The organism is Streptomyces hawaiiensis (genome assembly GCF_004803895.1).
In the GTDB taxonomy this organism is placed as follows: Bacteria; Actinomycetota; Actinomycetes; order Streptomycetales; family Streptomycetaceae; genus Streptomyces; species Streptomyces hawaiiensis.
The window spans coordinates 7,922,473-7,936,801 of sequence record NZ_CP021978.1 but is presented as its reverse complement, the minus strand read 5'-3'; the positions used below and the strand labels follow the sequence as shown (position 1 = coordinate 7,936,801).

Below are 14,329 nucleotides of genomic sequence, written 5' to 3'. Positions count from 1 at the left end.
TACGGAGCGCGGGCCGCGCCGCCAAACTCGCCTTGATCACGACCGGCAGGCCTTGATCAGCGTCGCCACCTCCTTCGAGACGGCCGTGGCGAACAGGTCGAGGTCGGGGACCGCCTCACCGTCGGCGACGAGGCCGTAGTGCACGCTGCCCCGGTACGTGGAGACCGCGACCGCCAGGGAGTGCCCGGGGGCCAGCGGGGCCAAGGGGAAGACAGCCGTGAGCGGGTGGCCGCCGAGCTTCAGGCCGAGACTGGGCAGGGGCACGCTGGTCACCAGGATGTCGAACCAGAGCCGGGCCGCCTGGCCGACCAGAGGGCCGCCGAGCCGGTGGGCGAGGGCGGGGACGTGGTCGGCGAGCAGGGCGACGGCGCCCGCGCCCCGGTTGGGGCCGGCGTCCTTGTTGCGGTCCATGGCGTCCCGGACCGAGGCGAGGCGGGCCAGCGGGTCGGGGTCGTCCACCGGAAGCCGTATCAGGTACCCGGAGAGCCGGTTGCCCTGCGGGTACGCGGTGCGCGGGCGGCGCTTGGAGACGGGGATCAGAGCGCGGGGCGCGACGTCCTCGCTGCCGTCGCCGCGCTCGTCGAGCCAGCGTCGCAGGGCGCCCGCGACGACGGCGATGAGGACGTCGTTGACGGTGCCGCCGACGGTCTTGCGGACGCGGTGCACGTCGTCGAGGTCGAGCACCACTCCGGCGGTGCGGCGGGTGCCGCTCGGCTCGCAGGTGAGCGCGGGGGTGGAGCGCACGTCGAGGGAGGAGCGGGCGACGGAGGCGCCGATGTCCAGCGCGCGGCTCATGTCGGACAGGGCGCCGCGCATCATGCCGGGCAGATCGCGCACGTCCGGCAGGGCGCCGCGCGGGGCCTCGGCGGGGCGGGGCCGGGGAGCTGGCATGTCCATCGGGTCCATGACGCCGGCGGCGAGGGTCAGCGCCCGCAGCCCGTCCGCCAGGGCGTGGTGGAACTTGAACAGCACGGCGAAGCAGACCCCGTCCTCGCCCGGCAGCACATGAGCCTCCCAGGGCGGCCGATAGCGCTCCAGGGGGCGCCCCATGAGCCGGCCCGCCACCGCGTGGAAGTCGGCGGTCGGGGCGTGCAGCCGCACATGGTTCAGGGGGTCGAAGTCCCGGTCCGCCTCACGGGCCGCGCCGCCGAAGGCGAGAGGCCGGCGCAGGGCGGAGGGCAGTGGCTGCCACACGTCGCGGATGCGCATCCGCAGGCCTGGGACACCGGCGGCCCGGGCCGCGAGCAGGTCCGCCGCGTGGGCGCCCGCGGCGGGCGAGTGAGCCGAGAAGATCCCGAGCGCGCCGAGGTGCATCGGGTGGTCGGCGGACTCGATGTTCCAGAACGCCAGGTCGAGAGGAGCGAGCAGGTCAGCAGTCAAGGGCTTGCCTCGCGTCGACGACGGGTGGGTCAGCAGTCAACCGCCCCCAACCGATTACGGTCAAGTACGATCAGGCTACGTACAGTTAACATCGGATTAAGTCCCGCCCCGATGAGAGGGGCGGGACTTATGGTGCATGTGCGGTCAGTCCAGCACAGGTCGCGCCGCCGGGCACTCCGTGGGAGTCACCCGGGAGGCGTCACGGATCAGCGCCTCGTGCGCGGCTTTCAGCTTGGCCGTGTCGGGTTTCAGCACCGTGCGGTCGTACGTGAGGAAGCCGTTCAGCTCACCCTCGACGTCCGCGATCTGGGTGTACACGGCACCGTTGCCGCCCTCGCAGACCAGCGCCCGGACCTCGTCCAGCTTCGTCAGGTAGTCCTCGGTGTAGGTCGCGGGGTCGACGTCGACGTACGACTGCTGCACCGGCCAGGCGTGGCCGGGTACCGCGAGCCCCAGGCCGCCGTACTCGCCGCTGACCAGGGCGCGCTTCCCGTCGGGGCGGGGCGGCAGGGCCGGGCTGGGGTAGCCGTGCTCGTCCATGAGGTCGCCGGTGCCGCCGTCGGCGCCGAGGTTCAGCCCCGACTGGCCGTTGACCAGCCGGGTCGGGTCCCAGGCCTTGGCCTGCTCGGCGACCCGGCCCACGTCGTACTGGCCCCAGCCTTCGTTGAAGGTCACCCACATGACGACCGACGGGCTGCTGATGTGCTCGTCGATCATCTCTTTCATCTCACGCTCGTAGCGGGCACGGGACGTGCCACTCGGGTTCACCCCGGCCGTCATCGCCGGCATGTCCTGCCACACCAGCAGCCCGAGCTTGTCGGCCCAGTAGAACCAGCGGTCCGGTTCGACCTTGATGTGCTTGCGCACGGAGTTGAAGCCGAGCCGCTTGTGCACCTTCAGGTCGTGGGCCAGGGCCTCGTCGGTGGGCGCGGTGTGCAGGCCGTCCGGCCAGAAGCCCTGGTCGAGGGTGGCCATCATGAAGACCGGCTCGCCGTTGAGGACCGTGCGCGGCACGCCGTCGATCTTCTCGACGGCGATGGACCGCATCCCGAAGTAGCCGCCCACCCGGTCGGCGCCGACCTTGACCTTGAGCTGGTAGAGGAAGGGGTCGTCGGGCGACCAGAGGCGCGGGTCGTGGACGGTCAGGGTCAGCGGGGCTCCGGTGCGCCCGCTCGCCGTGGCCACCTTGCGCCCGCCCTCGTACGCCGTCGCCGTGACCGGGACGCCGTCGCGGACGCCTCGGGCCTCCACGGTGACCTTCTCGCCGGCCACGTCGGGGGTGATCTTGAGGGAGTCCACGTGGTCGCGGGCCACCGGCTCCATCCAGACCGTCTGCCAGATGCCGGAGGACGCGGTGTACCAGATGCCGCTGGGATCCAGGCGCTGCTTGCCGAGCGGCGGGTTCTCCCCGGAGGCCGCGTCGGTCGGGTCGTAGACGCCGACGATCAGCTCCTGGGTGCGGCCGGGCTTCAGCGCGTCGGTGATGTCGGCGCCGAACTTGTCGTAGCCGCCCTCGTGTGTGGCGACCTTCGTGCCGTTGACGTACACCTCGGAGCGCCAGTCGACGGCCCCGAAGTTGAGCTTGAGCCGCTTGCCGGAGCCGATGTGCCAGTCGGCGGGGACGGTGAAGGTGCGGCGGTACCACATGCGGTCCTCGTGCCGTTCGATGCCGGAGAGCTGGGACTCCACCGGGTACGGGACGAGGATGCGCTCCTTCAGGGTCCTGCCGACGGGCGGCTGCTCGCCCGGCTCGGCGGCGGCGAACTGCCAGCGGCCGTTGAGGCTCCGCCAGGCGTCCCGGGTCAGTTGCGGGCGGGGGTATTCCGGGTGGGCGTTGCCCGGTCCGACCTCGTCGGCCCAGCGGGTGCTCAGTTGGTACTTGGAGTGGTTGGGGCCGCTGCTCCAGAACTCCTTGACAACGTTGCCGTCGGTGCCGGAGAGGCCGCCCTCGCCGTCGTAGCGGATGTCGGCAGTGCCGCGGGCCGTGCCGGTCTTGTTGCCGACGACCGGTTCCTCGAGGGTGACCAGGAGGGACGTGGGGTCGGCGGGGTCGAGGCGCGCCCCGCCCAGGGGCCAGGCGGCACCGCCGATCACCGCGTCCAGGTGGTCGGTGAAGCCGGCCGGGGGTGCGGTGACGGGCTGGGCGAAGTCGAGCTTCAGGGTGCGGCCGGTGGCCTGGACGGTGGCCGCGAGGGCTCCGTCGTAGTCGAAGCCGTCGGGGAGACGAAACGCCGACTGCGGGACGGGTTCCTTCGCGGCGCCGGGCCGGGTCCAGCGGAGGTGGAGGTTGGAGCCGCCGTAGTGCTCGAAGTACTCGACCTTGAGGTCGTAGGCCCGGCCTGCGGTGAGGTCGAGGGGCTGGGAGGTCTGTTCGCGGTCCCAGTCGTCGATCCAGTGGTCGATGGCGAGCTTGCCGTCGATCCAGAGGCGGAAGCCGTTGTCGCCGGTGATCGAGAAGGTGTGAGGGCCGGTCTTCTCAGGGACGAGCTTTCCGGTCCAGCGGACGCTGACGTCGTCGGACCGTCCGGTGGTGAAGTTCAGGCGCGGCTCCAGGTTGTCGAAGTCGAGGTCCTGGTCGAAGGCCGTCGCCTTGAGGGTGTGGAAGTCGAAGGCGCCGGGGGCGGAGTGGGTGTAGTACTCGCCCTTGAGGCCGTGGATCTCGGCGGGGTCGTCCGCGAGGGCGGGGGCCGCGGTCAGGCCGGTGAGGGCGAGGAGGGCGGCGAGCAGTAACGCGGGCCGGTTTCTGAGGCGTCCGGTACGCACGGAACCTCCATAACAACGTTGTCATGTACAGGAGATGGCATGACAACACGGATTCCGTTCTTCGTCCAGAGGCAGGACAAAGTCGCGCGGCCGGACTGCCTCAGGTGACCAGCTGGCCCTTTCCGAGCGCGATGACCCCGCCCTTGGACACCGTGTACAACTCCGCGTCCCGCTCCGGATTGACGCCGATGGTCGCGCCCGGCGGCACCTCGACGTTCTTGTCGAGGACGGCGCCGCGCACCACCGCGCCCCGGCCGATGTGCACGTTGTCGTGCAGCACCGAGCCCTGCACCACGGCCCCCGGGTCGACCACCACACCCGGCGACAGCACGGACCGGGTGACCTGCCCGCGCACCAGGCAGCCCGCGCTGATGATGGACTCGCTGGCGATACCGCCCGCGTTGAAGCGGGCCGGCGAGAGCTGGTACGAGTGCGTGTAGATCGGCCAGCTGCGGTTGTACAGGTTGAAGGCGGGGCGCTCGGCGATCAGGTCCATGTGGGCCTCGTAATAGGCGTCCAGCGTCCCGACGTCCCGCCAGTAGCCCTGGTCACGAGTGGTCTCGCCGGGCACGTGGTTGGCGCTGAAGTCGTACAGCGCGGCCTCGCCCCGCTCGGTGAGCTGGGGCAGGATCGAACCGCCCATGTCGTGCACGGAGGACTCGTCCTCGGCGTCCCGCCTGAGCGCCTCGATGAGGGCCTTGGTCGTGAAGATGTAGTTGCCCATCGAGGCGAAGACACAGGCGGGGTCGTCCGCGAGCCCCGGCGGGTCGGCCGGCTTCTCCAGGAAGCGGTCCACCGTCTGCCCGTCCGAGCCCGGCGTGATCACCCCGAAGGACGAGGACTCCGTGCGCGGCACCCGGATCCCGGCCACCGTCACGCCCGCCCCGCTCTCGATGTGCTGGGCGAGCATCTGACGCGGGTCCATGCGGTACACGTGGTCGGCGCCGAACACGGCGACGTACTCGGGGCGCTCGTCGTAGATCAGGTTCAGCGACTGCAGGATCGCGTCGGCGCTGCCCAGGTACCAGCGCGGGCCGAGGCGCTGCTGGGCGGGCACGGGCGTGACGTAGTTCCCGAGCAGGTTGGACATCCGCCAGGTCATGGTGATGTGCCGGTCCAGCGAGTGCGACTTGTACTGCGTCAGGACGCAGATGCGCAGCACGTCGGCGTTGACGAGGTTGGACAGGACGAAGTCGACCAGCCGGTACGTGCCACCGAAGGTCACCGCCGGTTTGGCACGGTCCGCGGTCAGGGGCATCAGCCGCTTGCCCTCACCGCCCGCCAGCACGATCCCCAGGACCGAAGGACCACCACCACGCATGGCCGCTCCCCTCACGCCGATTTCCCGATGCCTGCCCCTGAGCAGGACGGACTAAGCCTGTTTGACGATCTCCTCGTAGAGCCGGACCGTGCGGCGGGCCACGGCGTCCCAGCCGAATTCGCCGACCGCCCGCTCCCGCCCGGCCTCGCCCATCCGCCGTGCGGCCTCCGGATCGCCCAGGACGCTGTCCATGGCCCGGGCGAGGCCCGCCTCGAAACCGTCACCGGCCGGGACGAGCAGGCCGGTCCTGCCGTCGTCCACGACCTCGGGGATGCCGCCGACCGCCGAGGCCACCACCGGCGTGCCGCAGGCCATCGCCTCCAGGTTCACGATGCCGAGCGGCTCGTACACCGAGGGGCAGACGAACAGCGCGGCATGGGTCAGAAGCTGGATCACCTCCGGGCGCGGCAGCATCTTCGGAATCCAGAACACACCGTCGCGGACCCCGCTCAGCTCCCCGAACAGCTCCCGGAACTCCTGGTCGATCTCGGGGGTGTCCGGGGCGCCCGCGCACAGCACCACCTGCGCGGCCGGGTCGATGTCCCGCACGGCGCGCAGCAGGTGGGGCACGCCCTTCTGGCGGGTGATCCGGCCGACGAACAGCACATACGGGCGGGAGCGGTCCAAGCCGATCCGGTCCAGGGCGTCCGTGCCGTGGTCGGGCCGGTACAGGCTCGTGTCGATGCCGTTGTGCACGACGTGGACCTTCCCCGGGTCCAGCGCCGGGTAGCAGCCGAGGATGTCCTCGCGCATGGCCCCGGAGACCGCGATCACCGCGTCGGCGGCCTCGATCGCGGTGCGCTCGGCCCAGCTGGACAGCTCGTAGCCACCGCCGAGCTGCTCGGCCTTCCAGGGGCGCAGGGGCTCCAGGGAGTGCGCGGTCATCACGTGCGGGATGCCGTACAGCAGCTTGGCGAGGTGACCGCCCAGGTTGGCGTACCAGGTGTGGGAGTGGACCAGTTCGCGGCCTTCGAGGGCGGCGGCCATGGCGAGGTCGACGGAGAAGGTGCGCAGCGCGTCGTTGGCACCGTCCAGCGCGGACCAGGGCCGGTGGCGCAGCACGCCGTCGGCGCGGCCCTCGCCCCAGCAGTGCACGTCCAGGTCGATGAGCGGTCTGAGCTCGCGGGCGAGGAACTCCACATGGACGCCTGCACCGCCGTACACATCCGGCGGGTACTCCCGCGTCAGCAGTCCCACTCGCACCCGCAACTCCCTGCTCTCAGCGGCCGTTCCCTTTCATGGTCACCCAGAAGGGGCGCGTGGGGAAGAGCGAGGCGGCCGTGTGAAGCAACAGTCCCCGCAGACGCCCCCGCCGGGCACCCGGTAGTACAGGCAGCAGCTGCGGCGGCGGAAGGCGGTGCCAGTGAGGGTTCCGGCGCCGGTGAGCAGGGGGTGGGCCAGGAGTTCCGCGGTCAGCGACCGGCCCCGGGCGGCGACGTCCGTACGGCCGTGCCGCCCGGCCCAGCGCTCCAGTTCCCGGGCGGCGCCGGCCAGCGCGGAGGCGGCGTTGCCCCGCAGCAGGCCCGGGGCGAGGCGGTGGTGGGCGCGCAGGGCCGCCGCCAGCGGGACGAGGTGGCCGTGCAGGACGACGTCCGCGAGGGTCGCCGCGTCTCCGGGGAGCGGCGTCACCTGCGGGAGCCACAGGTCGTCGGGGGCGCTGCCGTCGGCGTCCCAGCGCAGCAGCCGGGCGTCGAGGCCGGGGACGGAGCCGTACAGTGCGGCACAGCCGAGGGCGATCGACCAGAGCCGGGCCGCGAGTCCCTGGTGGGTCACGGAGGCGGCGACGCGCAACTCCGGGGCGCGCAGGGCGGTCGCGACCTTCCGCACGCGAAAAATCAGGGGATTTCCCGACACATCCGGTGACGTGGCGGCATAGGCCTGTGCGAGAGTGGGAAGGGACCCGGCCGATGCTCCTTCCGTGCGCAGCACGAAGAAGCCGGCGAGCGGGCGGAGCGCGGCAAGGTCGGGGTCGAGGTCCACGAAGAGCAGTAGTACCAAGGCCCCTAGGGGATGCGACCCGGTGGCCCCCGACCGGAGGCGCCCACCCTGGGGATGACGGTGCTCCCCTCGTACTCCATCGGCAGTAGGACCCAATGAGTGCTCAGGGACGACGACGGGAAGACCTGGACACGGCAGGGTGTTGGTCATGAAAGCCCACCTTTCGCCGCGCCGGGCCGATGGCCCCCGCCTGACGCAGAGGAGCAGCCGATGAGCGCCCTCGCGTTGTCCGTCCTGCTGTCCCTCGTCTCCGCGTTCGCCTACGCGGGCGGGGCGATCGTGCAGGAGCGGGTGGCGGAGTCCTCGCCGGGCGAGCAGTACGCGCCGCTGCGGCGGCCGGGCTGGTGGGCGGCGGTCGCGCTGAACGGCCTCGGTGGGCTGCTGCACGTGGTGGCGCTGGCCTACGGGCCGCTGAGCCTGGTGCAGCCGCTCGGCGCGCTGACCATCGTGGTGGCCCTGCCCATGGCGGCGCTCTTCGTCGGCCGCAAGGCCGGTGCCACGGCCTGGCGGGGCGCGATCATGGCGACGGTGGGGCTCGCCGGTCTGCTGTCCCTGGTCGCCGCGTCCGACGCGCAGTCGCTGAACGCGGCGGAGCGGGTGGCCGTCGCCGTCGTCACGGCCGGTGTGGTCGTGGCGCTGATGATCGCCGCCCGGGCGGCGCACCGGCACCCGGCGGTCCGCAGCATGCTGCTGGCGACGGCCTCCGGTATCGCCTTCGGCATGTCCTCGGTGTTCACCAAGACCGTGGCGGTCGACTGGACCGGTGGCGTGACGGCGGGGGACGCGCCGTCCCTCGCCGTGATCGGCGTCCTGGCCACGTCCGGCATGCTGCTGTCGCAGGCCTCCTACCGGGGCGCCGGCCTCGCGGCCCCGCTGGCCACGCTGACGGTCGTGAACCCGGTGGTGGCGGCCGCGGTCGGCATCACGATGTTCGGAGAAACCTTCCGCTACGGCACGACGGGCACGGCACTCGCGCTGAGCTGTGGTGTGGTGGCGGCGGGCGGCCTGATCCTGCTGACGACGGAGCGGCTGGCGCACGGGCAGCCGGATGCCGTGCCCGGACCCGCGAAGGAGCCGAGCGGGGTGGGCGTGCGGGACCTGCCGGCCGCAGGCCTGCGTCGAGTGCCGGAGAGGGTGGGCCGGGGTGCTCTGCCCGAGCCGGTGGGTGAGCCGGAGAGCCCGCGCGGCGTGCCCGAGCCGGTCCATGCCGGGGCGGAGGCCGGGCCCGCGGGTGGGCGGCTGCTCGTGGAGGACGTGCTCGGGGCCGGAGCGAGGGGCGCCGCGGCGGTGCGGGTACCTGAGCCGGTGGCAATGGCGGCAGTGCGGGTACCTGAGCCGGTGACCACGGCGGCGGTGCTCGTGCCCGGGCCGGATATGCCGGCCGCGGTACTCGTGCCAGGGCCGGAGGAAGCGGCGGCGGTGCGGATACCGGAGCCGGTGGCTATGGCGGCGGCTCCCGTACCGGGGCCGGTGACCACGGCGGCGGCTCGCATACCGGAGCCGGTGACCACGGTGGCAGTGCTCGTGCCAGGGCCGGACACATCAGCCGTGGCACTCGTGACCAGACGGGACACACCGGCCGCGGTGCTCGTACCAAGGCCGGAGGAAGCGGCAGCGGTGCGCGTGCCAGCGCCGGACACGCCGGCCGCGGTGATCTTGCCCGGGCCCGCGGAAGCGGCCGCGGTGCGCGTGCCGGGGCCGGCGGGGCCTGCCGGGCAGGACACCGGGCAGGATGGCTCGTACGAGAGCGGGGAGCCGTCGGTGGCGGTGGCCTCCGACGACGAACGCCCGCTCCCCTACGCGCCCTTCTACGGCATCCCGTACGTCCCGTTGCCCACGGTCGACCGGCACCGCATGCGTGTCAGATCCTGACGCCGCCGGCCCGGAGGTACGCCACCGGGTCGACGTCCGAGCCGAACCCGGGCCCCGTCCGCACCTCGAAGTGCAGATGCGGGCCCGAGCTGTTGCCGGTGGAGCCGGAGCGGCCGATGCGCTGGCCGGCGCTCACCGACTGACCGTCCCTGACGGAGATCGCGGACAGATGGGCGTACTGGCTGTAGCGGCCGTCGGTGTGCCGGACCACGACCTGGTAGCCGAACGAGCCGCCCCACCCGGCGCTGACGACGCTGCCCGCCGCGACCGACGTGACCGACGTTCCCGTGGGCACGGGGAAGTCGATGCCGGTGTGGTAGCCCTTCGACCAGGAGGAGCCCGCCTTGCGGTAGGGCGTCCCGAGGGAGGCGTCGACGGGGGCGACAAGGCCCTGCCGGGTGGCCGTGGACCGGCCGGCGCGCTCCTTGTTCTCGTTCTTGGACCGCTCCTTCGACCGTTCCTTGGACGGCTCCTTGGACCGCTCCTTGGCGCGTTCCTGGGTCGGCTTCTTCGGTGACGGCTCGGCCGACGGGGCCGGCCTGGGCGCGGGGCGCGTCTTCGTGGCACCCTCGCCGCGCAGCGCGAGGCGCTGGCCGGGCACGATCAGATCGGGGTCGGACCCTATGGCCGAGCGGTTGGCGGTGTACAGGCCCCGCCAGCCGCCCCGGACGTCCTGGTCGTCCGCGATGCCGGAGAGGGTGTCGCCGCGGACCACGGTGTACATCTCGGCGTTGCCCGCCCGGGACTGCGGCGTGGATTGCGGCCGTACGTCCTCGATGGAGGTCTTGGCCTGCTTCTTGCTGTCCTTCTTCGTGTTCTGCGCGGCCGGCCGGATGTCGGGCTCGCCGCCACCCCGGGTCAGTCCGGCCCGTACGGAACAGACCGGCCAGGCGCCCGGCCCCTGCCCGTCGAGGACCTTCTCCGCGACGGCGATCTGCTGGTCCTTGCTCGCCAGGTCCGCGCGGGCCGCGTAGGCCCGGCCACCGTAGGCCTCCCAGGTGGACTGGGTGAACTGCAGTCCACCGTAGAAGCCGTTGCCGGTGTTGATGTTCCAGTTGCTGGTGGACTCGCAGGCGGCGACCTTGTTCCAGGTGTCCACGTCCGCCGCCTGGGCGGCGCCGGTGCCCATGAACGGCAGCGCCATGCCCGCGCCGCCCGCCGTGACGGTGAGTGAGGCGCGGTTGATCCTGTTCGGCTGATACCGGCGGTGCCGGCCGCGTACGGCCATCGAAAGCCCCCCTAGACATGCGTCAGGAGGGGCAAAAGTAAGCGCTGCGAACCGGCCAGAACAAGACGGCTATCGGCCGCCCGGAAGTCCAAATGGCCGGTATGAGGCCCCTGTTGCGCGACGTGCGCCACGGCGGTGCACCGTGTACGGCACACCGTGCGCGGGTGCGCCGTGCGCGGGGACGCGTACGTCGGCTGAGTGCGACGGGGCTCTCGTCCGTATCAGCCTGCGCGATGCCGTGCGCCCCGCGCGTGCGGACGAAGTAGCGGCACGTCAGGATGGTCGGCGGGGGCTGCCCGTGGGCGCCCCCCACCGGCAGCACCGATACCGAGGTCTTTAGGAGCGAACCGAATGAGCAGTACAGCGCAGATCGGCGTCACGGGTCTCGCGGTCATGGGCCGCAACCTCGCCCGCAACTTCGCCCGCAACGGCTACACGGTCGCGGTGCACAACCGGACGCCCGCGCGCATGCACGCGCTGGTGGAGGAGTTCGGCGGCGAAGGGGAATTCGTCGCGTGCGAGAGCGCGAAGGACTTCGTGGCGGCGCTGGAGCGGCCGCGGCGTCTGGTCGTGATGGTGAAGGCCGGTGAGCCGACGGACGCGGTGATCCAGGAGTTCGCGCCGCTGCTGGAGCCCGGCGACATGATCATCGACGGCGGCAACGCCCACTTCGCCGACACCCGGCGCCGGGAGCGCGACCTGCGCGAGCAGGGCATCCACTTCGTGGGCATGGGCGTCTCCGGGGGTGAGGAGGGCGCGCTGAACGGCCCGAGCATCATGCCGGGAGGCCCGAAGGAGTCCTACGACTCGCTGGGCCCGATGCTGGAGAAGATCTCGGCGAAGGCGGCGGACGGCTCGCCCTGCGTCTCCCATGTCGGTCCGGACGGTGCCGGGCACTTCGTGAAGATGGTGCACAACGGCATCGAGTACGCGGACATGCAGCTCATCGGCGAGGCGTACCAGCTGCTGCGGGACGTCGCCGGATACTCCCCCGCCGAGATCGCGGAGATCTTCCGGACCTGGAACCGGGGCCGTCTCGACTCGTACCTGATCGAGATCACGGCCGAGGTGCTGTCCCACGTGGACGCGGAGACGGACAAGCCGTTCGTGGACGTGGTGGTGGACCAGGCCGAGCAGAAGGGCACCGGCCGCTGGACCGTGCAGATCGCGCTGGACCTGGGTGTGCCGGTGTCGGGTATCGCCGAAGCGGTGTTCGCGCGCTCGCTGTCGGGCCACGCGGAGCTGCGGGAGGCCTCGCGCGGGCTGGCCGGCCCGAAGGCCCAGCCGCTGAGCGAGGCGGAGGCCCGGACGTTCGCGGACCGCGTGGAGCAGGCGCTGTACGCGTCGAAGATCGTGTCGTACACGCAGGGCTTCCACGAGATCGACGCGGCGCGCGGCGAGTACGGCTGGGACATCGACCTCGGTGCGGTGTCCGCGCTGTGGCGGGGCGGCTGCATCATCCGCGCGGCGTTCCTGGACCGGATCCGCGCCGCCTACGACGCCCGGCCCGACCTGCCGAGCCTGCTGTCGGACGCGACGTTCGCGCAGGAGATCGCGGACGCCCAGGACGACTGGCGTGAGGTGCTGGTCGCCGCGACCCGCCAGGGTGTGCCGACGCCCGGTTTCGCGGCTGCTCTCGCCTACTACGACGCCCTGCGCGCGGAGCGGCTGCCGGCGGCGCTGACGCAGGGGCAGCGGGACTACTTCGGTGCGCACACCTACCGCAGGGTGGACCGGGACGGTTCGTTCCACACGCTGTGGGGCCAGGACCGGTCGGAGACGTCCGCGTAGGCGCTGCCGCCGAGGGACGTGTGCGGGGCGGTGGACGGGCAGGAGATGCCGTCCACCGCCCCGTTCGCGTACCGGGTCAGGACAGTGGCGGGCCCGGCTCCGGGTTCGGCACGGGGTCCGGCCCCGGGGGGATCGGGGACGGGTCGGGGCCCGGCACGGGGTCGGGGCCCGGGGGCGCCGGCGGGGTCGGGCCCGGCGGCGGGGTGGGCGCCGGCGGAGGCGGGGTCGGCTCCGGGCCCGGCGGGGGCTGCGGGTTCGGCACCGGATCGGGGCGCGGTGGCTCCGGTTGCTGGGGATCCGGGCCCGGTGTCGGCGCCGGCGGCACGGGGTCGGGAATCGGGTTCGTCATCAGGTCCTCCAGCCAGTGGGACGACTCCGGCTCTGGACTACTCCCCCGCCTACCCGGCACCCGCCCCGGCAGTCACTCCCCCGCAGGACGAGGAGGGGACCAGGTGGGGGTAACGGGGCCGGGGCCGGGCGCCCGGCGGGGACGGGGTCGTCGTCAGAAGCGGCCGGGATGGGCCCTCAGCCAGTCCTTCGCCGCCGCCAGTAGAGCCTCGTCGGCCGACTGTGCCTCGTCGGGGTGGCGTTCGGCCCACTTGGTGATGTAGGGGCAGAGCGAGGCGACCGCACTGTTCTCACGGCCGGCGAGGGCGTAGAGCTCGCGGGCGAGTGAGCCCGCGATGCCCTGGCCCTCGTGGGCCGGCTCGACGATCGTGTGGACGGGCACGAGTGCGCGCTCGGGGCTTTCGAGCACGAAGTACTCGATGCGGCCGACGACTTCACCATCGGTCACGGCCTCCAGGCGGCCCGCCGCCCGGTCGTCACGAATCTCCGGGTCGCTCATGGACACGCTCCTCCTCTGCTCCGGACGCTTCCGTCAGGCCCGGACGGCCTGCGGGCTGCGCTGCTGGTCCGAGTCCGGCACCGGCTCGGACGGGTCGGCGCCCAGGGCCACGATCCGGTTGTCGCGGTCCACGTGCACGACCCGGGGGGCGAGTGCCCGCGCCTCGGCGTCCGTCACCTGCGCGTAGCTGATGATGATCACGAGATCGCCGGGGTGGACGAGGTGGGCGGCGGCCCCGTTGATCCCGATCACGCCGGATCCACGCTCGCCCTCGATGACGTACGTCTCCAGCCGGGCGCCGTTGGTGACGTCCACGATGTGCACGAGCTCGCCGGGCAGCAGATCGGCGGCGTCGAGCAGGTCGGCGTCGATGGTCACGGATCCCACGTAGTGCAGGTCGGCCTGGGTGACGGTGGCTCGGTGGATCTTGGACTTGAACATGGTTCGCAGCATGTTGAACTCCTGGAAGGCGGCTCCCTGCCTGCTTTGTGCAGGTCAAGGGCGATCCTCACTTTACAACTGGCACACGCCTGACTCGAAGATTGTGAGGAACATCGCTTCACCCTGAAAAAGGCGCCCTGCCTGCATTTCCGCAGGTACCAGGCCCGTTGCGACGCCACCCACCAGGCATCTGCTCGGGCAGCCGTCTCGGAGTGTGTCGGGGGCGATGCTGACCATTCGCGCTGGTCAGGTAGTTCTGGAAGGAAGTCGGTCGGCGGGGCGTGGAGGCGCCTCCATGTCCTTCACCAAGGCACCCTGTCGGGTTTGGGATAATTCGGACTGGGAACCGACCTCGCCGGTTTCACCCACAGCCATTGCATGCTACCGAAAGACGTCCCGATCAGCCGCTCTGGCCCGGCCGTGTCCGCGTAGCCCACGACGAGAACCTGAGGTCCGGCAAGTAAACGAAGCGAGAACGTCAGCTATCGCTCCGTGATCTCGACGTCCATGGTCATCGTGAATTTTACTTGGGGTGCCACCTCATCGAACCTGCTACGTCGGCGGAATGGTGCCACCTGTCGATTCCGGAGCGTTTCCATTCACTATATCGCCGTGGGTTACCGGCGGTCCGAGATCATCGACTGCCCCGCCCATTGCCTTGACCCCGCACTCCCTCGTGCGCTGTCCG

At 71.7% G+C, this 14,329-nt stretch carries 10 protein-coding genes; 2 read left to right on the top strand and 8 right to left on the bottom strand.

What is annotated here, in order from left to right; genetic code table 11:
* Positions 1 to 36: 36 nt before the first annotated feature.
* The 5 genes from CEB94_RS36055 to CEB94_RS36035 form a co-directional block, all read right to left on the bottom strand.
* Complete coding sequence (locus CEB94_RS36055) at positions 37 to 1,380, bottom strand: wax ester/triacylglycerol synthase family O-acyltransferase (protein WP_175436144.1); 1,344 nt, start codon at positions 1,378 to 1,380, stop codon at positions 37 to 39.
* A gap of 144 nt (positions 1,381 to 1,524) precedes the next feature.
* On the bottom strand, positions 1,525 to 4,143 hold the full coding sequence (locus CEB94_RS36050; RefSeq protein WP_175436143.1) for a PA14 domain-containing protein: 2,619 nt from the start codon (positions 4,141 to 4,143) through the stop codon (positions 1,525 to 1,527).
* Between the two features lie 100 nt (positions 4,144 to 4,243).
* Entirely contained in the window at positions 4,244 to 5,464 is a 1,221-nt protein-coding gene (gene glgC, locus CEB94_RS36045) for a glucose-1-phosphate adenylyltransferase (protein ID WP_175436142.1), read from the bottom strand.
* 51 nt (positions 5,465 to 5,515) lie between these two features.
* Positions 5,516 to 6,667 carry a glycogen synthase gene (gene glgA, locus CEB94_RS36040; RefSeq protein ID WP_175436141.1) on the bottom strand — a complete coding sequence of 384 codons (1,152 nt, stop codon included), beginning with the start codon at positions 6,665 to 6,667 and terminating at the stop codon, positions 5,516 to 5,518.
* A 39-nt stretch (positions 6,668 to 6,706) separates the two neighbouring features.
* Positions 6,707 to 7,462: a (2Fe-2S)-binding protein gene (locus tag CEB94_RS36035; RefSeq protein ID WP_175436140.1), complete on the bottom strand. Its 756-nt coding sequence runs from the start codon at positions 7,460 to 7,462 to the stop codon at positions 6,707 to 6,709.
* 210 nt (positions 7,463 to 7,672) lie between these two features.
* On the opposite strand from CEB94_RS36035, the gene CEB94_RS42350 reads away from it, so the two are divergent.
* Positions 7,673 to 9,334, top strand: coding sequence for a DMT family transporter (locus CEB94_RS42350; protein WP_175436139.1), 1,662 nt, complete (start codon positions 7,673 to 7,675; stop codon positions 9,332 to 9,334).
* On the opposite strand, the gene CEB94_RS36025 is transcribed toward CEB94_RS42350, so the two are convergent.
* Positions 9,324 to 10,562, bottom strand: coding sequence for a transglycosylase family protein (locus CEB94_RS36025; protein WP_175436138.1), 1,239 nt, complete (start codon positions 10,560 to 10,562; stop codon positions 9,324 to 9,326). The genes CEB94_RS42350 and CEB94_RS36025 overlap by 11 nt on opposite strands.
* Positions 10,563 to 10,913: 351 nt before the next feature.
* Between CEB94_RS36025 and gndA the strand changes: the two genes are divergently transcribed.
* Positions 10,914 to 12,353, top strand: coding sequence for an NADP-dependent phosphogluconate dehydrogenase (gndA, locus tag CEB94_RS36020; RefSeq protein ID WP_175436137.1), 1,440 nt, complete (start codon positions 10,914 to 10,916; stop codon positions 12,351 to 12,353).
* Between the two features lie 502 nt (positions 12,354 to 12,855).
* Here gndA and CEB94_RS36015 read toward each other — a convergent pair.
* A complete protein-coding gene (locus CEB94_RS36015) occupies positions 12,856 to 13,200 on the bottom strand; it encodes a GNAT family N-acetyltransferase (RefSeq protein ID WP_175436136.1) in 345 nt (114 codons plus the stop codon).
* Between the two features lie 33 nt (positions 13,201 to 13,233).
* Entirely contained in the window at positions 13,234 to 13,653 is a 420-nt protein-coding gene (gene panD, locus CEB94_RS36010; RefSeq protein WP_175436135.1) for an aspartate 1-decarboxylase, read from the bottom strand.
* Positions 13,654 to 14,329 lie beyond the last annotated feature (676 nt).